Origin of the sequence: Pseudomonas sp. 44 R 15 (assembly GCF_900004965.1) — a bacterium.
GTDB classification, from domain to species: Bacteria; Pseudomonadota; Gammaproteobacteria; order Pseudomonadales; family Pseudomonadaceae; genus Aquipseudomonas; species Aquipseudomonas orientalis_A.
On sequence record NZ_CVTU01000117.1, the window covers coordinates 86,080 to 112,749 of the forward strand.

Here is a 26,670-nt window from a genome sequence, read left to right on the forward strand (position 1 = left end):
TCAGGAGAGCGAATACATGTCGACTCATGATACGTACTACGTACCGGCGCAAAGCAAATGGCCGATAATTGCCACGATTGGCCTGTTGGTGACCGTGTATGGACTGGCCGTGTGGTTCAACGACCTCAAGGCCTTGCGCGCGGAATCCCACGGCCCGTGGATCTTTTTCGTTGGCGGCCTGTTGCTGGCCTACATGCTGTTCGGCTGGTTCGGCGCAGTGATCAAGGAGAGCCGCGCCGGTTTGTACAGTGCGCAAATGGACCGTTCGTTTCGCTGGGGCATGAGCTGGTTCATCTTTTCCGAAGTGATGTTCTTCATCGCGTTCTTCGGCGCGCTGTTTTACGTGCGCACCTGGTCGGGGCCATGGTTGGCGGGCGAGGGGCCCAAGGGCATCGCGCATATGTTGTGGCCCAATTTCGAGTTTGCCTGGCCTTTGCTGAACAACCCGGACCCCAACCTGTACCCGGCGCCCAAAGGCACCATCAGCCCGTGGGGCCTGCCGCTGGTCAACACCATCCTGCTGGTCAGCTCCAGCGTGACCATCACCATTGCCCACCATGCCCTGCGCAAAGGGCATCGCGGTGCGCTGAAGCTCTGGCTGGCGCTGACCGTTTTGCTGGGCCTGGCGTTTCTCGGGTTCCAGGCCGAGGAGTACATCCACGCCTATAAAGAGCTGGGCCTGACGCTGGGTTCGGGCGTGTACGGCGCGACTTTCTTCATGCTCACCGGGTTTCACGGCGCCCACGTGACCATCGGCACGATCATTCTGTTTGTGATGCTGATGCGCGTCCTGAAGGGGCATTTCAATGCCGAGCACCAGTTCGGTTTCGAAGCGGCCAGTTGGTATTGGCACTTCGTGGATGTGGTGTGGATTGGGCTGTTTTTCTTTGTGTATGTGCTGTGAGCCGTTCTACCACGGCGCATGCGAGACCAACTGGCCGCTGAAAAAGCCCCAGGCGATCAGCCCCACGGTGATTGCGGCCAACACCACACGTACGGTCAGGGCAGTGACGAGGCGGTTGGAACGACCCTCGTCCTTGACCAGGAAGAACAAGCCACTGAACAGGCTCGCAACGGTCGCGATCAGCATCAGGGCAATCAGTGCTTTGAGCATGGTCTGGCTCCGGGCCATACGGGGAGGGGCAATGAAATCCAGTATAGCCAGTGCCCGGCAGTGCTTCAGGCCCGGCATCGCACCGACGTTGGTGGTGCTGATGCTGCTGCCGTTGATGATTGGCCTGGGGTTCTGGCAGCTGTCGCGCGGTCAGGAAAAACAGCAGCTGGTCGACACCTACGCCGAGCGGCGTGCCGCCGAGCCTATTGGCAGCGAGCAGCTTGAGACGAGCGCCGATCCAGCCTTTCGCCGGGTGCATCTGCGTGGCAGCTTCGATGCCGACCACAGTGTGTTGCTCGACAACCGTATGCGCGACGGCAAGGCCGGTGTCGAGTTGCTGCAACCCTTTCATGATCAGGCCAGCGGCCTTTGGGTACTGCTCAATCGCGGCTGGCTGCCCTGGCCGGATCGCCGTACGCCACCGGCGTTCGCCACGCCGGGTCAACCGGTGAATCTGGTCGCCTGGGTGTACGTCGCTCCCGGCGAAACCTTCCAGTTGCAGGTTGATCCCGCGACGGTGCAATGGCCGCGCCTGCTGACCGCGTTGCATCCCGTCGCCCTGTGGGCCGAGTTGGGCCGCAATGGGTTCGCCTTTGAACTGCGCGCCGAAGCCGGCCCCGGTACGTACGACACCCACTGGCCTGTGGTCGCCATGGGGCCGGAAAAACACCTGGGGTATGCGGTGCAGTGGTTTGCCATGTCACTGGCGCTGCTGGCGCTTTACCTCTACCTCGGATGGCACAACGCAAAGGAGAAGCACCATGGGAGCCGTCATGAATCCACTCAACGTGTCTGAAGCGCCGGACCGGCGTAAGGGCCGCTGGCAGTTGATCCTGATCCTGCTGATGGTGGTGGGGCCGATGGTGCTGGCGACCTTTATGTACAAACTGCAATTCTGGGTGCCGGAAAGCCGCAGTTATCACGGTGAACTGATCGGTAACGGTCAGACCCGCGCAGACATAGGCGTGCAGGCCGCTGAGGATCGCTGGCAGTTGCTGGTCACCGCGCCCGCCAGCTGCGCCGCCGAGTGCCAGCAACTCGTGTACCTGGCGCGCCAGCTGCAGATCGGCCTGGGTCGCGATGCGTCCCGCGCCAGCCACGCGCTGGCCAGTGCGCAGCCGGTCGGCACCGACTACGACACCCGGCTCAAGGCCGAATACCCGCAATTGCAGCGCTATTCACTGGACCTGTCGACCTTCAACCGCAACGCCGCCGCGCCTGGCGATGCGCAACTGTGGATCGTCGACCCCCACGGCAACCTGGTGCTGCGCTACGACGCCAAGGTCAACGGCAAGGACTTGCTCAACGACCTGCGCCTGCTGCTGAAACTGTCGAACATCGGATAAGGGCATCGTCATGGCCAAGCCTGGATTTCGCCTCGCGCTGTTTGCCACCCTGCTCGCGCTGATTGTCGTGTTGCTCGGTGCCTATACCCGCCTGACCCATGCCGGCCTGGGTTGCCCGGACTGGCCGGGGTGCTATGGCTTTATCGGCGTGCCGCAAAGCGCAGCCCAGCTGGCCCATGCCGAACTGCACTTTCCTGATACGCCAGTGGAGGCCGACAAGGGCTGGGCCGAGATGACCCATCGCTACTTTGCCGGCACCCTCGCCATCCTCATCGCGCTGTTGGCGGCGCGGGCCTGGAGCCACCGGCGTGACCCGGGCCAGCCGGTGAAATTGCCGCTGTTCGTATTGATAGTGGTGTGCGCCCAGGCGGCGTTTGGCATGTGGACGGTGACGCTGAAGCTGTGGCCGCAGGTGGTGACGGGCCACTTGCTGGGCGGCTTTGCCACCTTGAGCCTGCTGTTCCTGTTGAGCCTGCGTCTGTCCGGCGTGCTGCCGGCTTTGATCGTACCCAGGCGCCTGCAATATTGGGCAACGGCGGGGCTGGTGCTGGTGATCGGGCAGATTGCCTTGGGCGGTTGGGTCAGCGCCAACTATGCGGCGGTGGCCTGTGTCGATTTGCCGACGTGTCACGGTCAATGGTGGCCGGCGGCGGACTTTGCCAATGGCTTTCACCTGACCCAGCATATCGGCCCCAATTACCTGGGCGGTCAGTTGGACAGCGATGCGCGCACGGCCATTCATCTTACCCATCGCGTGGGTGCGGTGCTGGTCACGCTGGTGCTGCTGGGCCTGGCCTGGCAGTTGCGCGCGGTGGGCATGACGCGCCTGGCGGGCTTGCTGTTGATCGCCCTGGCGGCGCAAATCAGCCTGGGCCTGAGCAATGTGGCGTTCGGCTTGCCGCTGCCGGTGGCGGTGGCGCACAACGCCGGGGGCGCAGCGCTCTTGCTGACCCTGGTGCTGGTCAATTATCACGCGCGCACCAGCCTGGTTCGGGTGCGCTACCCACACCCAATCACCTGGCGGTTCATTGCGCGAAAACCGGCATCGGGCCTGATAACCCTTAAAGGAGAGTTGCCATGGCGTCCCTGACCGGCGCGCGTCACGGCCAGGCGGTCTGGCGTGACTATCTGGAGCTGACCAAGCCGAAAGTGGTGGTGCTGATGCTGATCACCTCGCTGGTGGGCATGTTCCTCGCCACCCGCGCCGGGGTGCCGTGGACGGTGCTGGTGTTCGGCAACCTGGGCATTGCCCTGTGTGCGGGCGCAGCGGCGGCGGTCAACCATGTGGTGGATCGGCGCATTGATGCGCTGATGGCGCGCACTCACAAACGACCACTGGCCGAGGGGCGGGTCTCAGCCGTTGCGGCGCTGGTCTTTGCGTTGGTGCTGGCGGTGACGGGCCTGGCGCTGTTACTGGCGTTCACCAACCCCCTGGCGGCCTGGCTGACCCTGGCTTCGTTGCTGGGCTACGCGGTGATCTATACCGGGTTCCTCAAGCGCGCAACGCCGCAGAATATTGTCATCGGTGGCCTGGCCGGTGCCGCGCCGCCGTTGTTGGGCTGGGTCGCCGTGACCGGGCATGTCAGCGCCGAGCCGTTGCTGCTGGTGCTGATCATCTTCGCCTGGACGCCGCCGCACTTCTGGGCGCTGGCCATCCATCGCAAGGAGGAGTACGCCAAGGCCGACATCCCGATGCTACCGGTCACCCACGGCGAGCATTACACCAAAGTGCATATCCTGCTCTACACCTTCGCCCTGCTGGCGGTGAGCCTGATGCCCTATGTGATCCATATGAGCGGGCTGTTGTACCTGGCCTGTGCGACGGTATTGGGCGGGCGCTTTCTGCAATGGGCCTGGGTGCTGTACCGTGGCAGCCAGCCGCACGCGGCGGTCAACACCTTCAAGTACTCTATCTGGTACCTGCTGGTGCTGTTTATCGCCCTGCTCGTAGACCACTACCTACTGTTGAACCTATGACTCGAACTCAAAAAACTGTCTTCATTCTGGTGGCCCTGGTGGCATTGATCATGGGCCTGACCGTCAACAAGGTGCTCTCGGGCAAAGGCCAGGGCGACCCGACCGCGCTGATCGACGCCGGCATCATCCTGCTGCCGCAAAGCCGCCAGCTGCCTGCGGTGAGCATGACCGACCAGGACGGCCAGCCGGTGCTGGTCAATGAGCTCAAAGGCAAGTGGAGCCTGCTGTTCTTCGGCTACACCTTCTGCCCGGACATCTGCCCCACCACCCTCGCCCAACTGCGCCAGATCAAGAGCGAACTGCCCAAAGAGGCGGTGGACAAGCTGGAAGTGATCCTGGTCAGCGTCGACCCGAACCGCGACACCCCAACCCAGCTCAAGCAGTACCTGGGCTACTTCGACCCGCAATTCCAGGGGTTGACCGGCACCAATGTGCAGGAGGTGCAGAAGGTCTCGAATGCCGTGAGCATTCCCTTCATTCCTGCGGACACCAGCAAGCCGAACTACACCGTCGACCACAGCGGCAACCTGGCGCTGATCGGCCCGGATGGCACCCAGCGCGGGTTCATCCGTGCGCCGTTGAACAACCAGAAGCTGGTGGCGCAGTTGCCGGGGTTGCTGCAGCGTAAATAGCTCACGCCAAAAAACAAATGTGGGAGGGGGCTTGCCCCCGATAGCAGGGTGTCAGTCGATGAAGATGTTGACTGACCCGCCGCTATCGGGGGCAAGCCCCCTCCCACATTTTGATCTCCAGTGTGTTGGAGATCGTTGATCGTTCCCACGCTCTGCGTGGGAATGCCGCCCTGGACGCTCTGCGTCCGCTTTGAATCAGAACGCCGGCTTGATCGCGCCTTTGTACTTCTCTTCGATAAATTGCTTCACTTCAGGCGTGTGCAGGGCTGCAACCAGCTTCTTCACGGCGTCCGAATCCTTGTTGTCTTCGCGGGTCACCAGGATGTTGACGTAAGGCGAGTCGCTGCCTTCGATCACCAGGGCGTCCTTGGACGGGTCCAGCTTGGCTTCCAGCGCGTAGTTGGTGTTGATCAGCGCCAGGTCGACCTGGGTCAGTACGCGCGGCAGGGTGGCGGCTTCCAGTTCGCGGAATTTCAGGTTCTTGGTGTTACCGGTGATGTCCTTGATGGTCGACAGGATGTTGGTCGGGTCCTTCAGGGTAATCAGGCCGTTGTTGGCCAACAGCAACAGGGCACGGCCGCCGTTGGTGGCGTCGTTCGGGATCACCACGTTGGCGCCGTCAGGCAGGTCGGCGAGCTTCTTGTATTTGCTCGAGTACGCGCCCAGCGGTTCCAGGTGCACGCCGCCGACGCTCACCAGGTGAGTGCCCTTGGCCTTGTTGAATTCATCCAGGTACGGCTGGTGCTGGAAGAAGTTGGCGTCCAGGCGCTTTTCAGCCACCTGTACGTTCGGCTGCACATAATCGGTGAAGACTTTGACCTGCAGGTCTACGCCTTCTTTGGCCAGCGCAGGTTTAACGAATTCGAGGATTTCCGCGTGCGGCACCGGCGAAGCAGCGACCTTGAGGGTCTCGGCATGGGCGGAAAACGCGGCAACGGCGGCGAAAGCAACCAGTAGTTTTTTCATCCAGCAAGCTCCTTGTTCGGGCATCTGCCGGCACAAGGCCGGCCATGGCCGTTATTTTCGAGAAAAGTGCACCACCAGCTTGTCGCCGACGGTTTGCAGAATTTGCACCAGGATCACCAGCATCACCACGGTGACTACCATTACATTGTCTTGGAAACGCTGGTAACCGAAACGGATCGCCAGGTCGCCCAGGCCACCGGCACCGACCACGCCGGCCATCGCTGTGTAGGAAACCAGTGTAATCGCCGTTACGGTAATTGCCGCAAAAATGCCGGGGCGTGCTTCGGGCAGCAAGGCGTTGGTGATGATCTGGCGCGTGCTGGCCCCCATCGACTGCGTGGCCTCGATGATGCCACGGTCCACTTCACGCAGGGCGGTTTCTACCAGGCGTGCAAAGAACGGTGTGGCGCCTATAACCAGCGGCGGAATCGCGCCCGCAACGCCCAGCGAGGTGGGCTCGTCCATGTATATGCCAGTGATCAGTTTGGTTAATGGAATCATCACGATCAGCAGGATGATGAACGGCAGCGAACGCAGGATGTTTACAATCAGCGACAGAAAGGCGTACAAGCCTTTCTGCTCGAACAGCTGACGTGGGCTGGTCAAGAACAACAGCACACCTATGGGCAGGCCCAGCACGACCGTGAAGAACAGCGAACCGAACAGCATGGTCATGGTGTCGCCGGTGGCGAGCCAGATTTCTGACCAATCGATGTCGGCGAAGAAATTCAGGAACAGGTCCATTAGCGCAGCACCTCCATATGAACGTCGGCGGCGGTGAAGCGCGCAAACGCGGCGTCCATGTCACCGCCGGTGACGGCGAGGGTCAATTGCCCGTAGGGAATGTCTTTGATGCGGTCGATACGACCGGCGAGGATGCTGTAGTCCACCCCTGTTTCTCGGGCGACGGTACCCAGCAATGGCGCGTAGGTCGCGTCCCCCTGGAAGGTCAGGCGTACGATACGGCCCGGCACGTGGGCGAAGTCGTCGCGTTGCTCGCCTTCGTCGACCTGTTCAGCTTCCTGGACGAAGCGCTTGGTGGTCGGATGCTCTGGATGCAGGAACACGTCGGCCACCGAGCCTTGCTCGACGATCACGCCGGCGTCCATCACGGCGACCTGGTCGCAGACGCGGCGAATCACGTCCATTTCATGGGTGATCAACACGATGGTCAGCTTGAGTTCGCGGTTGATCTCGGCCAACAGTTGCAGGACCGAGGCGGTGGTCTGCGGGTCGAGGGCGCTGGTGGCCTCGTCGCACAGCAGGATCTTGGGTTTGGTGGCCAGGGCGCGAGCGATGCCGACGCGCTGTTTCTGACCGCCGGACAATTGCGCCGGGTACTTCCTGGCGTGGTCCGACAGGCCGACGCGGGCGAGCAGTTCAGCCACGCGCAGGTCGATGTCCTTGCGCGACAATTCGCCGGCCAATGTCAGCGGCAGCGCCACATTGTCTGCAACGGTCTTGGACGCCAGCAGGTTGAAGTGCTGGAAGATCATCCCGACCTGCTGGCGAAAACGGCGCAGGCCGTTGGCATCCAGCGCGGTGACTTCTTCACCATCAACCGTGATCTTCCCGCCACTGGGTTCTTCGAGGCGGTTAATCAGGCGCAGCAGGGTACTTTTTCCCGCACCCGAGTGGCCAATCAGGCCAAACACCTGGCCGTTTTCGACGCGCAGGCTGGTGGGGTGCAGGGCGGGAATATCCTTACCGGCGACGCGGTAGGTTTTATGGACGTTTTGAAACTCGATCACGTAGCGAACCTTGTGGGGCGCATGGAAAAGGGATCAGCGGTTAGCCGGGCGCGCATTTTAGCCTGTCCGTATAGCGTTTCTTAGCATTTATTTCGCATCCATCCAGCGATTTGGCAATAACGAGACCAAAGGTCATAAAAAAGGAACGGCTCAAAACCCTGTCAGTCACTACTTAAGCAATTCGATCTCCCGGGTGCCGTGTCCGGGGTTTCGCTCAAATGAGCCGGGGACCGCTCTGGCCACTTTGACTAAGGAGTTTTGACTGATGAGTACCAAGAAGCCAGCCACCCCGCCGAAGAGTGAACTCGCGGGCACTGATACCCTGGACCGAGGCAATACCAACGCCAAACTGCAGGCGCTGGAAGAATTCCGTTCCGATGCGACCGGTCAGGCCCTGCGCACCAACCAGGGCGTGAAGATCTCCGACAACCAGAACACCCTGAAGGTCGGCGCGCGTGGCCCGTCGCTGCTGGAAGACTTCATCATGCGTGAAAAGATCACGCACTTTGACCATGAGCGTATTCCGGAGCGCATCGTGCATGCCCGGGGTACTGGCGCCCATGGCTATTTCCAGAGCTACGGCGACCATTCGGCGCTGACCAAGGCCGGTTTCCTGCGGACTCCAGAGCATAAAACGCCGGTGTTCGCGCGTTTTTCCACAGTGCAGGGCCCGCGCGGTTCCGGTGACACCGTGCGTGACGTGCGTGGTTTCGCCGTGAAGTTTTTCACCGACGAAGGCAACTTCGATCTGGTGGGCAACAACATGCCGGTGTTCTTCATTCAGGACGCGATCAAGTTTCCCGATTTCGTGCATGCCGTTAAGCCCGAACCGCACAACGAGATTCCTACCGGCGGGTCGGCGCACGACACATTCTGGGATTTTGTCTCGCTGGTGCCGGAATCGGCGCATATGGTGGTGTGGGCAATGTCTGACCGCGCCATTCCAAAAAGCCTGCGTGCCATGCAGGGCTTCGGTGTACATACCTTCCGTTTGATCAACACCGAAGGCAAATCGAGCTTTGTGAAGTTTCACTGGCGGCCGACAGTCGGCACCTGCTCGCTGGTATGGGACGAAGCGCAAAAGCTGGCCGGTAAAGACACCGACTACCACCGTCGCGACCTGTGGGAGTCGATCGAAAGCGGCGATTACCCTGAGTGGGAGCTGGGTGTTCAGATCGTTGCAGAAGAAGACGAGCATAAGTTCGACTTCGACCTGCTCGACCCGACCAAGATCATCCCCGAGGAACTGGTACCGATCACTCCGCTGGGCAAGATGGTGCTCAACCGAAACCCGGACAACTTCTTTGCCGAGGTCGAGCAGGTTGCGTTCTGCCCGGGCCATATCGTGCCGGGTATCGACTTCACCAACGACCCACTGCTGCAAGGTCGTCTGTTTTCCTACACGGACACCCAGATCAGCCGTCTCGGCGGCCCGAATTTCCATGAGATCCCGATCAACCGCCCAGTGGCGCCGTTCCATAACGGCCAGCGCGACGCTCAGCATCGCACCGTGATCGATAAAGGGCGTGCGGCTTATGAGCCCAACTCCATCGATGGCGGCTGGCCGAAGGAAACACCTGCCGGTCCTACGGATGGTGGCTTCGAGACTTACTACGAGCGCGTGGATGCCAACAAAGTGCGCGAGCGCAGCGAATCGTTCGGCGACCACTTCTCCCAGGCCACGCTGTTCTTCAACAGCATGAGCCATCACGAGAAAGAGCACATCATCGCCGCCTACAGCTTCGAGTTGGGCAAGGTCGAGCGCGAGCATATTCGTGCCCGCCAGGTGAATGATATTCTGGCCAACATCGACCTGGAACTGGCCAAGCGCGTTGCGCAGAACCTGGGCTTGCCGGCGCCGACCAAAGGCACGGTGCCTGTGCGTGAGACCTCGTTGAAGGAATCGCCGGCCTTGAGCCAGGTGAACTTGCTGTCGGGCGATATCAAGACGCGCAAAGTGGCAATTCTGGCGGCGAACGGTGTGGACGGTGCGGCGATTGCTGCACTCAAGGCAGCCCTGGAGGCTGAAGGTGCGCATGCCAAGTTGCTCGGGCCGACGTCGGCGCCTGTGACCACGGCCGATGGCAAGTCGCTGCCGGTGGATGCGTCGATGGAAGGCATGCCGTCCATTGCGTTCGACGCGGTGTTTATCCCGGGCGGCAAGGAGTCGGTCAAGGCCCTGAGCGGCGACGGCGTGGCATTGCATTACGTGCTGGAAGCGTACAAGCACCTGAAGGCCATTGCGGTCGCCAGCGACGTGAAGCCATTGCTCGACCTGTTGAAGCTGGAAGCGGATGCGGGGTTGATCGTGGGGGCGGATGCCAAGGCGTTCAAGGCGTTCTTTGCCGCGATTGCTCAGCACCGGGTATGGGAGCGGGAGCCGAAGGCTAAGGCGATTCCGGCTTAATTTGTTGGTTGTTTGTTAGATCGTCATCGGGGGCAAGCCCCCTCCCACACTTGAATGTATTCACAGTTCAAATGTGGGAGGGGGCTTGCCCCCGATGCTTTTAGTCCGCTTTACGCGGAATCAGCACAACCTGCGCCGGAATGTGCTTCAGAATCTGCCGGTGAATCTTCAGGTCATACCCCGAATCAATTCGCTTCACCCGTTTGGTCAGCAATGTGGCCAGCCACGGGTAATCCTCGGTGCGTGGCACCTGGATGCTGACGTCGCACTGGTAATTCACCACGTCGGTGGCGATGGCATCCAGCTGATGGCGCATGGCTTCGACATCCGCCAAATTCAACGCCACGGTGGTGCTCGGCGCCGCCGGGTCGATGACCTTGGCGGCGGGCTTGGCTTCGGCCGCTTTCAGGGCGGCCTCGGCCTGATCCAGCTCGGCTTTGCGCGCATGACTGATGGCGCTGTTGACGCCGCCGGTCAGGGCCGGGGCCTTGGGCATCAGCGCGCGGGCACGGCTTAGCGCCGTGGCGGCGGCGTTGACGTCACCCTTTTGCAGCACGATCTGGCTGCGCTGCAAGTAGGCTTCGGCCAGCTGGCGCTGGTAAGCCTCGAGCGCCGGGTCATTGGGCGATTGGGCCTGCAAGGTGGCGAGCTGGTCTTCGGCCGTGGCCAATTCGCTGCTGGCCAGGTTTTGCTCCAGCTGCGCGATGGCCGCAGCGCGCGGGTCCGGCGCTTCGGGGGCGGCGGGCGGTGTGCTTTGACAGGCGCCCAGCAGCAGGGAAAATGCGGCAAGGAGCAGATAACGGAAAGTGAACGGCTTCATTCCTGCGACTCTCTATTTGCGCAAAAAGCGAGCAAGTCTACACCCCTCGACGGGGCAGGACAAAACTCAGCAGAAACAGGGCGGCCGCCGACACCACAATCGACGGCCCGGCCGGCGTGTCTTTGAACCATGACAAGGCCAGGCCCCCACACACTGCCAGCATGCCCAGCAGACTGGCGCCGATGGCCATTTGCTCCGGCGAACGGGCATGGCGCTGAGCGGCGGCGGCTGGAATGATCAGCAGCGAGGTGATCAACAATACGCCGACAATCTTCATCGCGACAGCGATCACCACCGCGATCAACAGCATCAGCGCCAGGCGCAGGGCCGGCACGGGCAAACCTTCGACCGTTGCAAGCTCCTCGTGCACGGTGATTGCCAGCAGCGGGCGCCACAGGCTCACCAGCAGCACCAGCACCGCCGCGCTACCACCGAGGATCCAAGCCAGGTCGGTAGGACTGATCGCCAGCAGATCGCCAAACAGGTAGGCCATCAGGTCGATGCGCACTTCATGCATGAAGCTCAGCACCACCAGGCCCAGGGACAGGGTGCTCGGCGCCAGGATGCCCAGCAGCGTGTCGGACGCCAGCGGCTGGCGCTGCTGCAGCGTCACCAGTAACACCGCCAGCAGCAGGCAGCCGACGGTTACGGCGATGGTCGGGCTCACGTCGAGCAGGAAGCCCATGGCCACGCCAAGCAGTGCGGCATGGGACAAGGTGTCGCCAAAGTACGCCATGCGCCGCCAGACCACGAACGAGCCCAGCGGGCCCGCCACCAACGCCAGAGCCAAGCCTGCCAGCAGGGCGTAGAGCAGAAAATCAGCCATGCTTGCAGCTATCTCCATGAACGTGGGGGGTAGAAGTGTCATCGACAACGGCGCCATGCAGATCGTGGGCGTGGTCGTGATGGTGGTGATAAATCGCCAGGCTCTGAGCGTTCTTGCCGAACAGCTCGACAAACGCCGGGTCGCCGCTGACCTGTTCCGGGTGGCCGGAGCAGCACACGTGACGGTTGAGGCAGACCACTTGATCGGTGGTGCTCATCACCAGGTGCAAGTCGTGGGAGACCATCAGCACGCCGCAGCCATGGCGGTCGCGCAAACGGGTAATCAGGCTGTACAGCTCGGCCTGGCCGGCGACGTCGACGCCTTGCACCGGCTCATCGAGCACCAGCAGCTCCGGCTCGCGCAGCAGGGCGCGGGCCAGCAGCACGCGCTGCATTTCACCGCCGGAGATGCTCTGCACCGGGCTGTCGATCACCTGTTCAGCGCCGACTTCCTTGAGCGCCGCCTGGGCGCGGGCGCGGTCTACACCTGGCACCAGACGCAGAAAGCGCAATACCGACAGCGGCAATGTGGGGTCCACGTGCAGCTTTTGCGGCATATAGCCCACGCGCAGCCGGGGCTTGCGCCATACGCTGCCGCGGTCGGGTTTGAGCAGGCCGAGCACGGCGCGCACCAGGGTGGTCTTGCCGGCGCCGTTGGGGCCGATCAGGGTCACGATCTGCCCCGGCTCCACGCTCAGTGCAATGTTGTCCAGCACGTGTTGCCCGGCGAACGTGACCCCGACCTGCTCCAGGCGGATTAACGGGTTGCTCATCAAGCCCCCTGACAGCCCGAGCACAGGCCGACCACTTCGACCGTTTGCCCTTCGACGCTGAAGCCGACTCCGGCGGCGCTTTTGACGATGGCATCACTGATGCTTTTCTGTTCAAGCTCGATGGCGGCGTGGCACTCGCGGCAAATCAGGAACTGGCCCTGGTGCGCGTGCTCCGGGTGGTTGCAGCCGACAAATGCGTTGAGCGAGGCGATGCGGTGCACCAGACCGTTTTCCAGCAGGAAATCCAGCGCGCGGTAAACCGTAGGTGGCGCGGCGCGGCGGCCGTCCTGTTCGCTCAGCACGCCAAGGATGTCGTACGCGCCCAGCGGCTTGTGGCTTTGCCACACCAGCTCCAGCACGCGTCGACGCAGCGCGGTCAGGCGCAAGCCCTTCTGCGCGCATAGGGTGTCGGCCTCCGACAATGCGGTGTGAACGCAGTGAGAGTGGTCATGGGGACGGCTGGCAAGCGGTGTTATAGGCATGAGCGGCGACAGATATTTGATAGAGACGTTATTATGTTACCTGTTCCTATGCCATTGAGTGGTCATCGTGTCCCGACTTTTTCCCGTTTTTGTCGTATTTGTCACCAGTTTGTTCGTGGCTGGCGCCGCTCAGGCCGACGTCAAGGTGCTGACCAGCATCAAGCCGCTGCAACTGATCGCCGCGGCTGTGCAGGACGGAGTGGCCGTTCCGGAGGTGTTGTTGCCGCCGGGTGCGTCGCCGCATAACTTCGCCTTGCGTCCATCCGACGTACGGCGCGTGCAGTCGGTCGACCTGCTGTACTGGATCGGGCCTGACATGGAAACTTTTCTGCCGCGCGTGCTGAAAGGCCGTACCGCGGCGACGGTCGCCGTGCAGGACCTGCCAGGCATGAAACTGCGCCGTTTCGGCGAAGATAGCCACTCCCATGCCGACGAAGCCGACGAGCATGATCACGATCATCGTCCCGGCAGCGTTGATGCGCATTTGTGGTTGTCGACGGTGAACGCGCGTGTCATCGCGGCGCGCATGGCGGCTGACCTCAGTGCGGCCGACCCGGCCAACGCCGAGCGTTACCAGAGCAACGCCAAAGCCTTTGCGGGTCGCCTGGATGCTTTGGATATACGCTTGAAGAAGCGTCTGGCAGGTGTTGAAGGCAAGCCTTACTTTGTGTTTCACGAGGCCTTTGATTACTTCGAAGACGCTTACGGCTTGAAGCACACCGGCGTGTTCAGCGTAGCCGCCGAAGTGCAGCCCGGCGCCCAGCATGTGGCGGCGATGCGTACGCGGCTGCAGGAAGTGGGCAAGACGTGCGTGTTCAGCGAGCCGCCGCTGCGGCCGCGATTGGCCGAAACATTGGTTGCCGGGTTGCCGGTTAAATTGGCAGAGCTGGATGCGCTGGGCGGCTACACCCCGGCCACTGCGCAGGGGTATGAGCAGGTGCTGGAGAAATTGGGCAACGACCTGGCCGGGTGCCTGGAGTCACTCTAAATGTGGGGCAAGCGTTAAGGCTTGTTGTAGGAGCGAGCTTGCTCGCGAAAAACTCACAGGCGCCGCGTTCATTCAGAAAGCACGCGTTATCGTTGACGTTTTTCGCGAGCGAGCTCGCTCCTACATTTGGAGCGAGCAGGTCTTTAGAGCGCGAACGGCAGATGCACAGCCACCTGTTGGCGCTGCAGCAGGCGATGCTCGAATTCGGCAGGGTCGTGAATAAGCACATCCTGCCCGGCAAACGACTCGGCTGCGATCAGCCGCGACAGCCAGAACCGCACGCACGCCACACGCAACATGGTCGGCCATAGCTCGGCTTCCTTGGCGGTAAACGGCCGCAACCCCGCATAAGCACCCAGCAGCGCACGGGCGCGCGGCCCATCAATCACGCCGTCGGCGTTCGAACACCAGTCATTCAAGGCGATGGCGACGTCATACAGCATCGGCCCGGAGCAGGCGTTGTAGAAGTCGATCAGGCCGGTCAGGTGCGTGCCTTCGAACATCGCGTTGTCGCGAAAGAGGTCGGCATGAACGTTGGCGCGTGGCAGGGCGAGAATCTGCGCCTTGTGGGCTTCTATCTCGTTCAACGCGTCCTGCAACAGGCGCTGTTGTGCGTCGTTCAGATGCGAAATCAACTGCGCGCCTTCACTGAGCATCCACTCCAGCCCGCGATCGGTCTTGCGCTCCAGGACCTTGTCGCCCTGGGTCGCCAGGTGCAGGTGGCCGAGCAGGTCGCCGACCTGGGCGCAATGCTGGGCGTTGGCGTGCGTGATGTGCTTGCCGGCCAGGCGCGGTTGCAGCAAGGCGGGTTTGCCCTTGAGTTCGCGCAAAGCGATACCGTCGGTGGTACGCAGGGCGTAGGGCACCGGCAGGTCGGCGTCGTGGAGCACGTCGAGCAGTTCGATAAAGAACGGCATTTCTGCCACGGGGCCGCGCTCGACCAGGGTCAGGACGAACTCGCCCTGCTCCAGGCTGATAAAGAAATTGGTGTTTTCGCTACCGGCGGCAATCCCCTGGAAATCAAGCAGGCGGCCGAGCCCATAAGGGGCAAGAAAGGTTTCCAGCTCGGACCGAGCCAGGGGGGTGAACACAGACATGGTTAAAACTGCCGTTACGGGCGCCGCTCAGGGCGGCGCCGGTTGAAATTAGGGAATCATTTCCATTCGAAGATCTTCCATGACGGGATCAGCATATCCGGCTGGTCAGAACGGATGAAGTTCGCGTCAGTTCCATCCGCGCGTACCAGGAAATACGGTGGAGCGCCTTTTGGCGTTACCTTGATGGCATACAGGAAGCCGTTTTGACGGTACTCCTGGATGGTCTTGTCGCCTTCCGTGCGAATGGTCACTTCCGGATCGCCCGATGGCGCATCGTCTGCCGCCATGGCAGCCATCGGAGCGAGTGCAATCAAGCCAGTCAACAGCAGGCGATTGAATGTACGCATGATAACCTTGTCCCTTTGTTTTCATTGGTCCGGCTATTCTAGCGCCTGACCCGCCGAAAAGGTTGATCCTGCTCATGAGCCAAGCGCCCCTCGTCCTGGTGGACGGTTCTTCTTATCTGTACCGCGCCTTCCACGCGCTGCCACCGTTGACCACCTCCAAAGGCCTGCCGACCGGTGCGGTCAAGGGCGTGTTGAACATGCTCAAGAGCCTGCGCAAGCAATACCCGGACAGCCCGTTCGCCGTGGTATTCGACGCCAAGGGCGGGACCTTTCGCGATGAAATGTTCGCCGACTACAAGGCCAATCGCCCGAGCATGCCCGATGACATGCGCCTGCAGATCGAGCCCCTGCACCAGAGCGTGATCGCCCTGGGCTTCCCGTTGCTGTGCGTCGAAGGCGTCGAGGCCGATGACGTGATCGGCACCCTGGCCCGCAGCAGCGCCGCCGCTGACCGTCCGGTGGTGATCTCCACCGGCGACAAGGACATGGCGCAACTGGTGGACGGGCACATTACCTTGGTCAACACCATGACCGGTAGTTCGATGGACATCGAGGGCGTAAAGGAGAAATTCGGCGTCGCTCCGGAGCAGATCATCGATTATCTGGCGTTGATGGGCGATTCCTCCGACAACATCCCTGGGGTGCCCGGCATCGGTCCGAAGACCGCCTCCGGTCTGCTGGTGGGGGTCAATGGCGGTCTCAAAGAGCTGTATGAGCAGTTGGACATTGTGCCGACCCTGCCGATTCGGGGCGCCAAGACGCTGCCGGCCAAGCTGGAAGAGCACAAGGAGATGGCGTTCCTGTCCTATCGGCTGGCGACGATCAAAATCGACGTGCCCCTGGACATCGGCCTGGACGACTTGCACCTGATCGAGCCGGATCGCGAAAAGTTGCTGGAGCTGTACACGCTGCTCGAGTTCAAGAGCTGGTACGACGAGATCCAGCGCGATAGCAAGCGTGTCGAACTCAAGGCGACCAACGAAGTTGCACCTGCCGCCGAGCTGCCTGCCGAGGCGGTTCTCGCGGTGCCGGTGGAGACGGTGTACACCACCATTCTTGACCAGGCCACGTTTGATCTGTGGCTGAAGAAACTCAACGACGCGACGTTGTTTGCCTTCGATACCGAGACCACCGGGATCGACGCCCAACAGGCCCAATTGGTTGGGCTGTCGTTTGCGGTACAGGCCCACGAAGCCGCCTATATCCCGCTGACGCATGCCTACACGGGTGCGCCGGAGCAATTGGACCGTGACACCGTACTGCTGGCCTTGAAGCCCTTGCTGGAAGATCCGGCCAAGCTCAAGGTCGGCCAGCACGCCAAGTTCGACATGAACATCCTGGCCAACTGCGCCATCGGTGGCGACCCGGCGCAGGGCATCACCGTGCGCGGCATCGCCTTCGATACCATGCTCGAATCCTACGTGCTGAACTCCACCGCGACCCGCCATGACATGGACAGCCTGGCGAAGAAGTACCTGGACCACGCCACCGTCAGCTTCCAGGACATCGCCGGCAGGGGCGCCAAGCAGCTGACCTTCGACCAGATCGCTCTGGAGCAAGCCGGCCCTTACGCGGCCGAAGATGCCGACGTGACCTTGCGCCTGCATCAGGCACTGCACGCGAAGTTGACCGCGATCCCGAGCCTGGCCAGTGTGCTGACGGATATCGAAATACCGCTGGTGCCGGTGCTGGCGCGTATCGAGCGCCAGGGCGCCTTGGTGGACAAGGACCTGCTGGGCATCCAGAGCATCGAGCTGGGCAACAAGATGATCGAGCTGGAGCGCCAGGCCTTCGAAATCGCCGGTGAGGCATTCAACCTGGGTTCGCCCAAGCAGCTCGGGGCGATCCTTTACGAGAAGCTCGGCATGCCCGTGTTGAAAAAAACCGGCAAGGGCCAGGCATCCACCGCTGAAGAAGTGCTGGCCAAGCTGGCGGAGGATGATTTTCCATTGCCCAAGGTACTCATGCAGTACCGCAGCATGAGCAAGCTAAAAAGCACCTACACCGACCGTCTGCCGGAACAGATCAACCCGCGTACCGGGCGTATTCATACGTCCTACCACCAGGCGGTGGCGGCGACCGGGCGTCTGTCCTCCAGCGATCCGAACCTGCAGAACATCCCGGTGCGCACCGCCGAGGGGCGACGCATTCGCCAGGCGTTTATCGCGCCCAAGGGTTACAAGCTGCTGGCGGCGGACTACTCGCAGATCGAACTGCGAATCATGGCGCACCTGTCCAAGGACGAAGGGTTGATGAATGCCTTTCGCAACGACCTGGACGTGCACACCGCCACGGCTGCCGAGGTGTTCAAGGTTGAGTTGAGCGAGGTCACCTCCAACCAGCGCCGCAGCGCCAAGGCGATCAACTTCGGCCTGATCTATGGCATGGGCGCCCAGAAGCTGGGCAAGGACATTGGCGTCGACACCAAGACTGCCAAGGCCTATATCGATGTTTACTTCGCCCGCTACCCCGGTGTGCGCGAGTACATGGAGCGCACCCGTGCCCAGGCGGCGGACCAGGGCTACGTGGAAACCTTCTTCGGGCGGCGCCTGTACTTGCCGGACATCAACTCCAACAAGCCCCAGGAGCGCGCGGCGGCAGAACGCACCGCGATCAACGCGCCGATGCAGGGCACGGCAGCGGACATCATCAAGAAGGCCATGGTGAAGGTGGACGACTGGCTGACTGAGTCAGGCCTGGACGCCAAGGTTATCCTCCAGGTGCACGACGAACTGGTACTGGAGGTCCGTGAGGATCTGGTCGCCGAGGTCAGCGAAAGAATTCGCGAGCACATGAGCGCTGCGGCTCAGTTGGACGTGCCTCTGGTGGTGGACGTGGGCGTGGGCGATAACTGGGACGAGGCGCATTGATTCTGCGGTTTCGCCGTCACACCCGGTGATGGCGAAACGCTTTAGATCGGAAGCTACCGTCAGTTATTTCCAAGTGTTTTTTGAACCTGCCGGAACTTAACCTGTGAACTGCCACTCAGAGTTACTGAATGGGTGGTGAAGCCCTTCAATGCTCCTATGTTGTGTTAAGTGTTGGCAGATATCCGGACCCCGCCCTAGCGGTTCGGAACTTGGACCCCGAACTTCCCCTCCCCATACGAAGTCCGGGGTTTTTTTTGCCTGCGCAAAAGTTATTCGGCGATTTCCGCGCCCTTGTCCGCCAATTCCATCCAGCCGGCCAGTACGGTGTAGGCGTCTTCCAGGCCCATGCGCTTTGGCGCGGAGAACAATTGGATGGTGATGGCATCGCCCCAACCCTTGCGGATTTCGGACTGCACCTTGAGCAGGGTGTTCTTGGCCGCGCCGTAGGTCAGCTTGTCGGCCTTGGTCAGCAGGATATGCATCGGCATGCCGCTGGCGACCGCCCAATCGAGCATCAACAAGTCGAAATCGGTCATTGGATGACGGATGTCCATCATCAGGATCAGACCTTTCAAACTCTCCCGACCACCCAGGTAAGCCTCCAGGTGACGCTGCCAGTGCAGCTTCAACGGGATAGGGACTTTTGCATAACCGTAGCCCGGCAGGTCGACCAGACGCCGATCATCGTCTAGCTTGAAGAAATTGAGCAACTGCGTGCGACCCGGGGTTTTCGAGGTGCGTGCCAGGCTGGCATGGGTGAGCGTGTTCAGTGCGCTGGACTTGCCAGCGTTGGAACGGCCGGCAAAGGCGACTTCAAAGCCTTCGTCATCGGGGCATTGGTCCACTTTGGCGGCGCTGAGCATGAAGGTGGACTGTTGGCACAGGCCGAGGATGGGATTCTTGAGTTGCATGAGATTTCCGATGTGGGCGGTGCCGAAAAAGGGTGCGGCAAGCGGTGTCGTTTCCGTTTCAGTAGCGCCAGTATATAATGCCGCAGATTTTGTGTGTGCTTTGTCCCAGCGAAGGATGACGTTCACGGGAGCGAAAAGACCTTTATTGCGCATTAGAACGCAAAACGCTCTCAAACCCTGAATTGATCGCCACATGATCAAGTGATTGCCCCAGGGTTTCAAGGCAATGCCGCCGCGTGGTTTGTGCATGGACTGCAGTACCGAGGATTACCAGGCCATCAATGAGTTGATGGTGAGTAAACCCGGTAGATAACTCTTAAACCCTTAGCCGTAGTTGGATTAGCTGATGAACAAACTGATCGTGAGTCTGCTGTTGACCTTGGGCATCACCGGTGTTGCCCATGCCGCAGGCGACGCTACCGCGGGGCAGGCGAAAGCCGCCGTGTGTGGTGCTTGCCATGGACCGGACGGTAACAGCCCGGCGCCGAACTTCCCCAAGTTGGCCGGCCAGGGTGAACGTTACCTGGCCAAGCAGATGCGCGAAATCAAGGATGGCAAGCGCGTGGTGCTGGAAATGACCGGCTTGCTGGCCAACTCCAGCGATCAGGACATCGCTGACATCGCGGCGTATTTTGCCAGCCAGAAAGGCAGTGTGGGAGCTGCTGATCCGAAACTGGTCGCCCGCGGCGAGAAACTGTTCCGTGGCGGCGACCTGGACAAGGGCCTGCCCGCCTGTACCGGCTGCCATTCGCCAAATGGCGCAGGCAACGCCGCCGCCGGCTTCCCGCACTTGAGCGGCCAGCACGCTGCCTACATCGCCAAACAGCTGACCGACTTCCGCAAGGAAGACGCCGGCCGGGCCAATGATGGCGACGCAATGACCATGCGCACCATCGCCCGCAAACTGAGCGATGAAGACATTGCTGCAATCTCCAGTTACATCCAGGGCCTGCACTGACAGACGGCAACGTTAACGCTCGATTAATCCGTCGATGCAAGCATAAAAAGGGTGGCCACGGCCGCCCTTTTTTGTGGCCGCTGCCGTTACACTAACGAACTCATGTCCGCGTAGACCTGTCACACATAAAGGTCGCGTGAGGCGACTTTATTTGTCCAGGAGTAAAGCATGCGTAAACTGATCCTCAGCGCCGCTCTCGTCACTGCCAGTCTCTTCGGCATGACCGCACAAGCTGCCGACGTGCCGCTTGAAGCCGGTAAAACCTACGTTGAACTGACTAACCCGGTCCCGGTTTCGGTGCCCGGCAAAATCGAGGTGGTGGAGCTGTTCTGGTATGGCTGCCCGCATTGCTACGCCTTTGAACCGACCATCAACCCTTGGGCCGAGAAGCTGCCCAAGGACGTGAACTTCAAACGCATTCCGGCCATGTTCGGTGGCCCATGGGATGCCCACGGCCAGCTGTTCCTGACCCTGGAAGCCATGGGTGTGGAGCATAAGGTCCACAACGCGGTATTTAACGCGATCCAGAAAGAAGGCAAGCGCCTGACCAAGCCGGAAGAAATGGCTGACTTCGTGGCCACCCAAGGTGTCGATAAAGACAAGTTCCTGGCCACCTTCAATTCCTTTGCCATCCAGGGCCAGATCAAGCAGGCCAAGGAACTCGCGCAGAAGTATGGCGTGCAAGGCGTACCGACCCTGATCGTCAACGGCAAGTACCGTTTTGACCTTGGCACTGCCGGTGGTCCTGAAGCGGTCCTCAATGTCGCCGACCAGCTGATCGCCAAAGAGCGCGCAGCCAAGTAAGGGGCTCGCCATGCGTCGTTGGGGTACCGAGCGTGTCGTCGGCCTGCATGATCCGCAGGTCAACGAACATCACCTGGAGTCCACAGGCCTGCCGGCGGACAGCCGCTTGCGCCTGCTCAGTTTCAATATTCAGGTGGGTAACAGTACCGAGAAATATCGGCACTACCTCACGCGTGGCTGGCAGCACTTGCTGCCCCACAAGGGGCGTACCGGCAACCTGCAGAAAATCGGCGACCTGCTCAGCGACTTCGACCTGGTCGCCCTGCAGGAAGCCGACGGCGGCAGCCTGCGCTCCGGCTACATCAATCAGGTGGAGCACCTTGCCCAGCTCGGTGCCTTCCCCTACTGGTACCAGCAACTCAATCGCAACCTCGGGCGCCTGGCGCAGCACAGCAATGGTGTGCTCAGTCGCCTGAAGCCGACAGTCATCGAGGATCACCCGTTGCCAGGCCCCAAGGGGCGTGGTGCGATCCTGGTGCGCTTCGGCGAAGGCCCGGAAGCCTTGGTAGTGGTGATGATGCACCTGGCCCTCGGCGGGCGTACGCGCAACCTTCAGTTGGCCTACGTGCGCGACTTGATTGGCAACTACAAGCACCAGGTGTTGATGGGGGACATGAACACCCACGCCAACGACCTGCTGCAGAATTCCCCGCTGCGTGACCTCGGCCTACTGGCGCCGCAAGTCGAAGCCACGTTTCCCAGTTGGCGCCCGCAGCGCTGTCTGGACCATATCCTGCTCAGCCCGAGCCTCACACTGGAAAGTGTGCAGGTGCTGGCGCACCCCATTTCCGATCACCTGCCGGTCGCGGTGGAAATTCGTCTGCCGGGCTTTCTGACGGCTGATGCGTTCCCCGCGTTGAGTCCTGGCCCCGGCGGACCTGTTGCATGAGCGACGACGCCCAGCGCTGGAAAGAAAAGTACCTTAAAGGCGTTGAGCAGCAAGACAAGCTCGAACGCCGCTGGGCCGCCCGCCTCGATCTGTTACGTCGAGGGCTGGTGCGCAGCACGCTGGCGGCGGAAGGGACTGACCGCGCTGTCGATCAATGCATGAAGGAAATGCGCGATGTCGTGCGCACTGACGACATGGACGCTGCCCTGGCCGCCCTGCTGCCGCGTCTGGAAAAGGCCGTGCTGGATTCCGAGCAGCGCCGCGAAACCCGGGTTGACCAAATCAGTACCGCCCTCACCGCCCTGGTCGCGCAGTTGCAGAAACTGCCGCTGCCCCGTGAGGTGGCGCGCCCGCTGAAAACCTTCGCCAAGCAGCTTGACGGTCGAGTCGGGCAGGCACGGGAAATACCGCTGCTGCTCAGCGAGTTGAGCAGCCTGCAGGAACAGGCGCTGAATAACCTGGAGCCGGATGGCGAAACGCCGCGCTCCGGGCCCGGGTTATTGCAGCGCCTGTTTGGTGCCAAGGAGCACTCGAGCGAAGCGCCCGAGCCCGAGACACCCCCTGCGCCGCTCTCCGTCGCGCCCTCGCCTGCAGCGCCTGAAGCCCCGGAGCCCGCGCAGTCCGAGGAACTGACCCAGGCATTGCGAGCTTTCGCGCCGTTGCCGCCGACAACGGACGTCTCTGCGCCTGAGCCTGCGGCCGCCGTCAAAGAGGCACCGGCCAGCGTAAAGTCCGAGCTCCAAGTGCCTGCTCAAACGTCGCTCGCGCCCATGCCCGACGAAGCCTTCGATCGTGAGGCGCCTGACACCCCAGCCGAAGACGCCGCTGCCGAAAGCGCACTCGCGGCTTTTATCGAAGCGCCCCAAGACCCCGTCGATACGCCAGAGGAAACGCTGATCGGCAGCCTTTCACTCCCGCCCGTATTGGATACCGCAGAGCCTGACTCCGACGCCCTGCAGTCGGATGGTCTCTACGCCCTGCCCGATTCGCCCGAGCCTTCCTATAGCTCGGTTGCCAAGCATATTGAAGACACCTTACTCGGCCTGCTGGAAGACCTGGCCCTGCCCGAGGGCCACCGACCACAGGCCGAAGCCATGCGCGAACGTCTGGCCCATGGCTTGAACTGGTACGAGCTGCTGCCGATCCTCGATGACCTGGCGGTGCTGATGCTGGCGGTTACCGACAGCGGCCAGCATGAGTTCGAGGCTTACCTTAAGCAGCTCAACGAGCGTCTTGAGGCATTCCAGGGTCACCTGCAGGTCGCCAGCGAAGGGCACGCCGACAGCCGCTCCGCCGCGCGGGAGCTGGACACGCAAATTCGCGAACAGGTAGACGGCCTGCAAAGCAGCGTGCAGGACGCCGCCGATCTGGACAGCCTCAAGCAGGTGCTGGAGAGCCACCTCGAGGGCTTGCTCGGCACCATGGACGAGCACCGACAACAGCGCGACCAGCGCGAGCAGGAAGTGGCCGCGCGGCTCCAGGGCCTGGCTGAACGGGTGGCGAACATGGAGCAGGAAGCCCAGGGCTATCGTGAGCATTTGGAGATACAGCGCCAGAAGGCGCTGATCGATCCGCTCACCGGCCTGCCCAACCGCGCGGCCTGGAGTGAGCGCCTGGATCATGAGGTCAATGCCTGGCACCAGCGTGGCAACAGCCTGTCACTGGCCATGCTGGACCTCGACCACTTCAAGCGCATCAACGACGGCTACGGCCACCTGGCCGGCGATAAAGTCCTGAAGATCATCGCCAATGTGCTGCGCAAACGCCTGCGCCCGACTGATTTCATTGCGCGCTTCGGCGGCGAAGAATTTGTGTTGTTGATGCCCGATTCAGCCCTGGCGGATGCCTTGGCTGTCGGTGACGTGTTGCGAGTGGCCATCGAGGCTTGCCCGTTCCACTTCAAGGGCGAGCCGGTGACCATCACGGTATCCATGGGGGTGGCGCAGTTCCAGCCGGGCGAGCGCAGTGACCTGGTACTCAAGCGTGCCGATGAAGCGCTTTACAGGGCCAAGGCGGCGGGGCGTAATCGGGTGCAGGCGGCGTAAAAAATGTTCTGAATATGTAATTTGACCGCTTGCCCGCCAGCGGTACGTTACACTGTTGCATTATCGTCCTTTGTGTAATGCCTTCTCCTATGAAATCTTTCTTCATCGCCGTTGCCGTTGTTCTGCTCGCCGGCTGCTCCAGCGGCCCGCGCCTCAATACCAGCCATCCTTCCGTGAATCACGACAACCGCGTGCAGTTCGTAGTGGTGCACTACACCTCTGCCAACCTCGAGCGTTCCCTGGCGCTGCTGACCCACGGCCAGGTCAGCAGCCATTACCTGATCGGCGATGACGCCTCAGGCACAATTTACAAGCTGGTTGATGAAAGCCAGCGTGCCTGGCATGCGGGGGAAAGCGAGTGGATGGGGCGTACCTGGCTCAACTCCAGCTCCATCGGCATCGAAATCGTCAACCCCGGCTATAGCGATACTCCGACCGGCCGGGTCTGGTACCCGTATTCCGAGGCGCAGGTGAAGTCGCTGGTGGTGCTGCTCAAGGACATCAGCAAGCGTAACGGTATCAACCCCAGGAACATCATCGGGCATAGCGATATCGCGCCGCTGCGCAAATTGGACCCGGGCCCGTTGTTCCCATGGAAGCGCCTGGCCGATGAGGGCCTGGGGGTCTGGCCGAATGCCCAGGCAGTGGCTCAATTCCAGCAGCAGTACGCGGTGCAGTTGCCGAGCATCACCTGGTTCCAGGAAGAACTGGCGCGTCTGGGCTACCCGACGCCGCAAACCGGTGAGCTGGACGTGGCCACGCGTCACGTGATCGCCGCATTCCAGATGCGTTTCCGCCCATCGTTGTTCGACGGAACGCCGGATGCACAAAGCGCGGCGATCCTGCGCGCCTTGAACCAACGCTGAATGGGTGCTTACAGAGGCAAGGCCATATAGAACTGTGTGCCCTGCCCCGGCCGTGAATACACGCCCATGCGGCCGCCGTGCAATTGCACGATCTCCTTGCACAGCGCCAGCCCCAGGCCGGCGCCGCCTTTCTTGCGCCCTACCTGCACGAAGGGCTCGAAAATGCGCCCTTGCTGGCCGTAGGCAATGCCTTCACCGTTGTCCTCGACGCTGATAATCACCCGTTCGCCATGACGTCGCGCCTGCAGGCGAATCTGCCCATCCTCGGCAGTATGCCGCAGGGCATTGCCCAGCAAGTTGTCGAGCACGCGCTCCAGTTGCGCCTGGTCGGCGTACAGGCGTGGCAGGCCTGACTGGGCTTCCACCAGCAGTTCGACGCGTTGCGCGTTCGCCGGCTCGGCGAACCGGGCCCGGGCATGTTCCAGCAGGTCGGTGACGTCGCACGGCCCCAGCGTGAGTTTCTGCAGGCCGTTCTGGTAGCGCGAGAAGTTGAGCAAATCGTTGATCAACTGCATCAACCGCTGCATTTCTTCGTTGACCGTGTCCAGCAGGTCGGCTTCGCGTGACTCAGCCGGGAACTTGGCTCGTTCGCGGAAAAGTCCGAAGGCCATGTGCATACCGGTCACCGGTGTGCGCAATTCATGGGAGGCGCGCAACACGAACTCGCTGCGCACCCGCTCAAAGGCACGTTGCTCGGTGACGTCATGCAGCACCATCACGGCGCCCAGAATATGCCCCTCGGTGTGGCTTACCGGGGTCAGGCTGTACGTCAGCAGGCGCAGCTCACCTTCGACTTCCACTTCCAGATCTTCCGGCGCCCGCTCCAGGTTGCCGCCGCGCAGCACCAGATGCAGTTGTTCATCCATTTCCGGGCGGCCCAGCGCTTCGCCCAGGCCCTGGCCGAGGCGTTCTTCGTCCCAACCCAGCTGGCGTTGCGCGACGGGGTTGAGGTGTTCAAGGCGGCCTTGGCGGTCGATCATCAGCAGGCCATCGTCGATGCTGTCGAGCACCGCCTGCAAGCGCTGCTGACCGGCGAGCAACTCATCGACATTGGTGGCCTGGTGTTGGCGCAAGGCCTCGGCCATGATGCCGAAGCGACGGGTCAGCAGGTTCATTTCCGCAGCCGTCGATATCGGTAATGTCACTTCGAAATCGCCTTGCCCGATTTTATCGGCAGCCTTGGCCAGCGCTTCGATGGGCGCACCGAATCTCCGGGCAATGCCATGGGCGGTCACGAAGCCGATGATCAACACCGCAAGGCCCACCAGCCCCAGCAAGCTGGCGACGAGCAGCGCACGTTCACGGGATTTATGCTCGCTGGTGCTGATATTTTCCAGCGCCAGCTTGTGGTGGACGATCAGCCCGTTGCGCAGGGTATTGAAGGCTTCAGTGAGCTTTTGCCTGCTGCTCGGCAGAGACGGGTTCTGTTGAGACTCGTCAAAAGCCTGCAGCAGGTTCTGATAGTCCTCGCGTGCCTGCTCGAAACCGTGGGTGTGACCGTCACTCTGTTCATGGGCTATGCCCTGGTCCAACAGGTCAAAGTAGCGCTGTTTGGAGGCTTGCAGGGCAGCCGGATCAGGCCGCTTTTCGAGCATCATGATCAGTTGATCGCCCAGGCTCTGGCGCAACTTCACGCCCAGGTCGAGGGTGACGAAATTGCTGCGAATCAACGACTCCTGGGTCTTGGCCATCTGCATCACGCTGACCAGGCCCAGGATCAGCCCCAGCAGGGCCACGGTGATCAGCGCCGAGATGCTCAGGAATAACCGGGTGCGCAGTTTCATCGCGAGCTTCATGAAGTA

The 26,670-nt window shown here is 61.6% G+C and carries 26 protein-coding genes and 1 pseudogene; 15 read left to right on the plus strand and 12 right to left on the minus strand.

Translation table 11 applies throughout. The features are described from left to right. The first annotated feature begins 16 nt into the window (after positions 1–16). Positions 17–904 (plus strand): cytochrome c oxidase subunit 3, encoded by an 888-nt coding sequence (locus BFP93_RS24735; RefSeq protein ID WP_065895272.1) that lies wholly within the window; start codon positions 17–19, stop codon positions 902–904. A 6-nt stretch (positions 905–910) separates the two neighbouring features. Here the strand turns inward: BFP93_RS24735 and BFP93_RS24740 are convergent, their stop codons facing one another. After that, positions 911–1,114 (minus strand): twin transmembrane helix small protein, encoded by a 204-nt coding sequence (locus BFP93_RS24740; protein WP_057725706.1) that lies wholly within the window; start codon positions 1,112–1,114, stop codon positions 911–913. A gap of 31 nt (positions 1,115–1,145) precedes the next feature. Here BFP93_RS24740 and BFP93_RS24745 point away from each other — a divergent pair, with 31 nt between their 5' ends. The 5 genes from BFP93_RS24745 to BFP93_RS24765 are packed head-to-tail and all read left to right on the plus strand — an operon-like array spanning position 1,146 to position 5,069. Further along, entirely contained in the window at positions 1,146–1,910 is a 765-nt protein-coding gene (locus BFP93_RS24745; protein WP_065895273.1) for an SURF1 family protein, read from the plus strand. Continuing rightward, the gene (locus tag BFP93_RS24750; protein ID WP_065895306.1) at positions 1,876–2,460 is read left to right on the plus strand and encodes a hypothetical protein; all 585 of its coding nucleotides are present in this window, start codon (positions 1,876–1,878) and stop codon (positions 2,458–2,460) included. The genes BFP93_RS24745 and BFP93_RS24750 overlap by 35 nt, the downstream gene beginning before the upstream one ends. Positions 2,461–2,470: 10 nt before the next feature. Further along, positions 2,471–3,550, plus strand: coding sequence for a COX15/CtaA family protein (locus BFP93_RS24755; protein WP_065895274.1), 1,080 nt, complete (start codon positions 2,471–2,473; stop codon positions 3,548–3,550). Then, positions 3,538–4,437, plus strand: a complete 900-nt coding sequence (gene cyoE, locus BFP93_RS24760; RefSeq protein ID WP_065895275.1) for a heme o synthase — start codon at positions 3,538–3,540, stop codon at positions 4,435–4,437. The genes BFP93_RS24755 and cyoE overlap by 13 nt, the downstream gene beginning before the upstream one ends. After that, positions 4,434–5,069, plus strand: coding sequence for an SCO family protein (locus BFP93_RS24765; protein ID WP_065895276.1), 636 nt, complete (start codon positions 4,434–4,436; stop codon positions 5,067–5,069). Before cyoE ends, BFP93_RS24765 begins: the two co-directional genes overlap by 4 nt. Positions 5,070–5,264: 195 nt before the next feature. On the opposite strand, the gene BFP93_RS24770 is transcribed toward BFP93_RS24765, so the two are convergent. Genes BFP93_RS24770 through BFP93_RS24780 form a run of 3 tightly spaced genes read right to left on the minus strand, consistent with a single transcriptional unit; the run spans position 5,265 to position 7,786 of the window. Then, complete coding sequence (locus BFP93_RS24770; RefSeq protein WP_065895277.1) at positions 5,265–6,035, minus strand: MetQ/NlpA family ABC transporter substrate-binding protein; 771 nt, start codon at positions 6,033–6,035, stop codon at positions 5,265–5,267. A gap of 51 nt (positions 6,036–6,086) precedes the next feature. Next, a complete protein-coding gene (locus BFP93_RS24775; RefSeq protein WP_038851116.1) occupies positions 6,087–6,779 on the minus strand; it encodes a methionine ABC transporter permease in 693 nt (230 codons plus the stop codon). Next, complete coding sequence (locus BFP93_RS24780; protein WP_065895278.1) at positions 6,779–7,786, minus strand: methionine ABC transporter ATP-binding protein; 1,008 nt, start codon at positions 7,784–7,786, stop codon at positions 6,779–6,781. The genes BFP93_RS24775 and BFP93_RS24780 overlap by 1 nt, the downstream gene beginning before the upstream one ends. 265 nt (positions 7,787–8,051) lie before the next feature. On the opposite strand from BFP93_RS24780, the gene katE reads away from it, so the two are divergent. Then, the gene (katE, locus tag BFP93_RS24785; RefSeq protein ID WP_065895279.1) at positions 8,052–10,193 is read left to right on the plus strand and encodes a catalase HPII; all 2,142 of its coding nucleotides are present in this window, start codon (positions 8,052–8,054) and stop codon (positions 10,191–10,193) included. A gap of 100 nt (positions 10,194–10,293) precedes the next feature. On the opposite strand, the gene BFP93_RS24790 is transcribed toward katE, so the two are convergent. From BFP93_RS24790 to zur, 4 genes are read right to left on the minus strand one after another with little or no spacing between them, the layout of a single operon-like run. After that, positions 10,294–11,013, minus strand: coding sequence for a PA5502 family lipoprotein (locus BFP93_RS24790; protein WP_065895280.1), 720 nt, complete (start codon positions 11,011–11,013; stop codon positions 10,294–10,296). A gap of 37 nt (positions 11,014–11,050) precedes the next feature. After that, positions 11,051–11,839 (minus strand): zinc ABC transporter permease subunit ZnuB, encoded by a 789-nt coding sequence (gene znuB, locus BFP93_RS24795; RefSeq protein WP_065886772.1) that lies wholly within the window; start codon positions 11,837–11,839, stop codon positions 11,051–11,053. Beyond that, positions 11,832–12,611, minus strand: a complete 780-nt coding sequence (znuC, locus tag BFP93_RS24800; RefSeq protein WP_065895281.1) for a zinc ABC transporter ATP-binding protein ZnuC — start codon at positions 12,609–12,611, stop codon at positions 11,832–11,834. The genes znuB and znuC overlap by 8 nt, the downstream gene beginning before the upstream one ends. Further along, positions 12,611–13,093 (minus strand): zinc uptake transcriptional repressor Zur, encoded by a 483-nt coding sequence (zur, locus tag BFP93_RS24805; protein ID WP_065895282.1) that lies wholly within the window; start codon positions 13,091–13,093, stop codon positions 12,611–12,613. Before zur ends, znuC begins: the two co-directional genes overlap by 1 nt. A 58-nt stretch (positions 13,094–13,151) precedes the next feature. Between zur and BFP93_RS24810 the strand changes: the two genes are divergently transcribed. After that, positions 13,152–14,081: a zinc ABC transporter substrate-binding protein gene (locus BFP93_RS24810; protein WP_065895283.1), complete on the plus strand. Its 930-nt coding sequence runs from the start codon at positions 13,152–13,154 to the stop codon at positions 14,079–14,081. A 143-nt stretch (positions 14,082–14,224) separates the two neighbouring features. On the opposite strand, the gene BFP93_RS24815 is transcribed toward BFP93_RS24810, so the two are convergent. After that, the gene (locus BFP93_RS24815) at positions 14,225–15,178 is read right to left on the minus strand and encodes a homoserine kinase (RefSeq protein ID WP_065895284.1); all 954 of its coding nucleotides are present in this window, start codon (positions 15,176–15,178) and stop codon (positions 14,225–14,227) included. A 56-nt stretch (positions 15,179–15,234) separates the two neighbouring features. After that, complete coding sequence (locus BFP93_RS24820) at positions 15,235–15,525, minus strand: DUF2782 domain-containing protein (protein WP_017528747.1); 291 nt, start codon at positions 15,523–15,525, stop codon at positions 15,235–15,237. Positions 15,526–15,599: 74 nt separating this feature from the next. On the opposite strand from BFP93_RS24820, the gene polA reads away from it, so the two are divergent. Beyond that, complete coding sequence (polA, locus tag BFP93_RS24825; protein ID WP_065895285.1) at positions 15,600–18,395, plus strand: DNA polymerase I; 2,796 nt, start codon at positions 15,600–15,602, stop codon at positions 18,393–18,395. Between the two features lie 269 nt (positions 18,396–18,664). Here polA and yihA read toward each other — a convergent pair whose 3' ends face one another. Further along, positions 18,665–19,306 (minus strand): ribosome biogenesis GTP-binding protein YihA/YsxC, encoded by a 642-nt coding sequence (yihA, locus tag BFP93_RS24830; protein WP_042943980.1) that lies wholly within the window; start codon positions 19,304–19,306, stop codon positions 18,665–18,667. 211 nt (positions 19,307–19,517) lie between these two features. Between yihA and BFP93_RS29440 the strand changes: the two are divergent. The 6 genes and pseudogenes from BFP93_RS29440 to BFP93_RS24855 form a co-directional block, all read left to right on the plus strand. Then, a pseudogene (locus BFP93_RS29440) lies at positions 19,518–19,619 on the plus strand (cytochrome); the annotation flags it as partial. A gap of 33 nt (positions 19,620–19,652) precedes the next feature. Beyond that, entirely contained in the window at positions 19,653–20,264 is a 612-nt protein-coding gene (locus tag BFP93_RS24835; RefSeq protein ID WP_065895286.1) for a c-type cytochrome, read from the plus strand. A 168-nt stretch (positions 20,265–20,432) separates the two neighbouring features. Continuing rightward, positions 20,433–21,068, plus strand: a complete 636-nt coding sequence (gene dsbA / locus BFP93_RS24840) for a thiol:disulfide interchange protein DsbA (RefSeq protein ID WP_065895287.1) — start codon at positions 20,433–20,435, stop codon at positions 21,066–21,068. A gap of 10 nt (positions 21,069–21,078) precedes the next feature. Beyond that, on the plus strand, positions 21,079–21,957 hold the full coding sequence (locus BFP93_RS24845) for an endonuclease/exonuclease/phosphatase family protein (protein WP_065895288.1): 879 nt from the start codon (positions 21,079–21,081) through the stop codon (positions 21,955–21,957). Further along, a complete protein-coding gene (locus BFP93_RS24850) occupies positions 21,954–24,002 on the plus strand; it encodes a GGDEF domain-containing protein (RefSeq protein ID WP_065895289.1) in 2,049 nt (682 codons plus the stop codon). The genes BFP93_RS24845 and BFP93_RS24850 overlap by 4 nt, the downstream gene beginning before the upstream one ends. Before the next feature lie 89 nt (positions 24,003–24,091). Next, a complete protein-coding gene (locus BFP93_RS24855) occupies positions 24,092–24,868 on the plus strand; it encodes an N-acetylmuramoyl-L-alanine amidase (protein ID WP_065895290.1) in 777 nt (258 codons plus the stop codon). A gap of 8 nt (positions 24,869–24,876) precedes the next feature. Here BFP93_RS24855 and BFP93_RS24860 read toward each other — a convergent pair whose 3' ends face one another. Next, entirely contained in the window at positions 24,877–26,664 is a 1,788-nt protein-coding gene (locus BFP93_RS24860; protein WP_065895291.1) for an ATP-binding protein, read from the minus strand. Positions 26,665–26,670 lie beyond the last annotated feature (6 nt).

What these genes read in the sequence shown, in the direction of transcription:
- BFP93_RS24855 (WP_065895290.1), top strand. Translation starts at nt 24,092, where the DNA reads ATGAAATCTTTCTTCATCGCCGTTGCCGTTGTTCTGCTCGCCGGCTGC.
- BFP93_RS24750 (WP_065895306.1), top strand. Translation starts at nt 1,876, where the DNA reads ATGGGAGCCGTCATGAATCCACTCAACGTGTCTGAAGCGCCGGACCGG.
- BFP93_RS24745 (WP_065895273.1), top strand. Translation starts at nt 1,146, where the DNA reads ATGAAATCCAGTATAGCCAGTGCCCGGCAGTGCTTCAGGCCCGGCATC.
- BFP93_RS24735 (WP_065895272.1), top strand. Translation starts at nt 17, where the DNA reads ATGTCGACTCATGATACGTACTACGTACCGGCGCAAAGCAAATGGCCG.
- BFP93_RS24845 (WP_065895288.1), top strand. Translation starts at nt 21,079, where the DNA reads ATGCGTCGTTGGGGTACCGAGCGTGTCGTCGGCCTGCATGATCCGCAG.
- BFP93_RS24775 (WP_038851116.1), bottom strand. Translation starts at nt 6,779, where the DNA reads ATGGACCTGTTCCTGAATTTCTTCGCCGACATCGATTGGTCAGAAATC.
- polA (WP_065895285.1), top strand. Translation starts at nt 15,600, where the DNA reads ATGAGCCAAGCGCCCCTCGTCCTGGTGGACGGTTCTTCTTATCTGTAC.
- BFP93_RS24835 (WP_065895286.1), top strand. Translation starts at nt 19,653, where the DNA reads ATGAACAAACTGATCGTGAGTCTGCTGTTGACCTTGGGCATCACCGGT.
- katE (WP_065895279.1), top strand. Translation starts at nt 8,052, where the DNA reads ATGAGTACCAAGAAGCCAGCCACCCCGCCGAAGAGTGAACTCGCGGGC.
- znuC (WP_065895281.1), bottom strand. Translation starts at nt 12,611, where the DNA reads ATGAGCAACCCGTTAATCCGCCTGGAGCAGGTCGGGGTCACGTTCGCC.
- cyoE (WP_065895275.1), top strand. Translation starts at nt 3,538, where the DNA reads ATGGCGTCCCTGACCGGCGCGCGTCACGGCCAGGCGGTCTGGCGTGAC.
- BFP93_RS24790 (WP_065895280.1), bottom strand. Translation starts at nt 11,013, where the DNA reads ATGAAGCCGTTCACTTTCCGTTATCTGCTCCTTGCCGCATTTTCCCTG.
- BFP93_RS24850 (WP_065895289.1), top strand. Translation starts at nt 21,954, where the DNA reads ATGAGCGACGACGCCCAGCGCTGGAAAGAAAAGTACCTTAAAGGCGTT.
- BFP93_RS24765 (WP_065895276.1), top strand. Translation starts at nt 4,434, where the DNA reads ATGACTCGAACTCAAAAAACTGTCTTCATTCTGGTGGCCCTGGTGGCA.
- BFP93_RS24740 (WP_057725706.1), bottom strand. Translation starts at nt 1,114, where the DNA reads ATGCTCAAAGCACTGATTGCCCTGATGCTGATCGCGACCGTTGCGAGC.
- dsbA (WP_065895287.1), top strand. Translation starts at nt 20,433, where the DNA reads ATGCGTAAACTGATCCTCAGCGCCGCTCTCGTCACTGCCAGTCTCTTC.
- BFP93_RS24770 (WP_065895277.1), bottom strand. Translation starts at nt 6,035, where the DNA reads ATGAAAAAACTACTGGTTGCTTTCGCCGCCGTTGCCGCGTTTTCCGCC.
- zur (WP_065895282.1), bottom strand. Translation starts at nt 13,093, where the DNA reads ATGCCTATAACACCGCTTGCCAGCCGTCCCCATGACCACTCTCACTGC.
- BFP93_RS24815 (WP_065895284.1), bottom strand. Translation starts at nt 15,178, where the DNA reads ATGTCTGTGTTCACCCCCCTGGCTCGGTCCGAGCTGGAAACCTTTCTT.
- BFP93_RS24755 (WP_065895274.1), top strand. Translation starts at nt 2,471, where the DNA reads ATGGCCAAGCCTGGATTTCGCCTCGCGCTGTTTGCCACCCTGCTCGCG.
- BFP93_RS24820 (WP_017528747.1), bottom strand. Translation starts at nt 15,525, where the DNA reads ATGCGTACATTCAATCGCCTGCTGTTGACTGGCTTGATTGCACTCGCT.
- znuB (WP_065886772.1), bottom strand. Translation starts at nt 11,839, where the DNA reads ATGGCTGATTTTCTGCTCTACGCCCTGCTGGCAGGCTTGGCTCTGGCG.
- BFP93_RS24860 (WP_065895291.1), bottom strand. Translation starts at nt 26,664, where the DNA reads ATGAAGCTCGCGATGAAACTGCGCACCCGGTTATTCCTGAGCATCTCG.
- yihA (WP_042943980.1), bottom strand. Translation starts at nt 19,306, where the DNA reads ATGCAACTCAAGAATCCCATCCTCGGCCTGTGCCAACAGTCCACCTTC.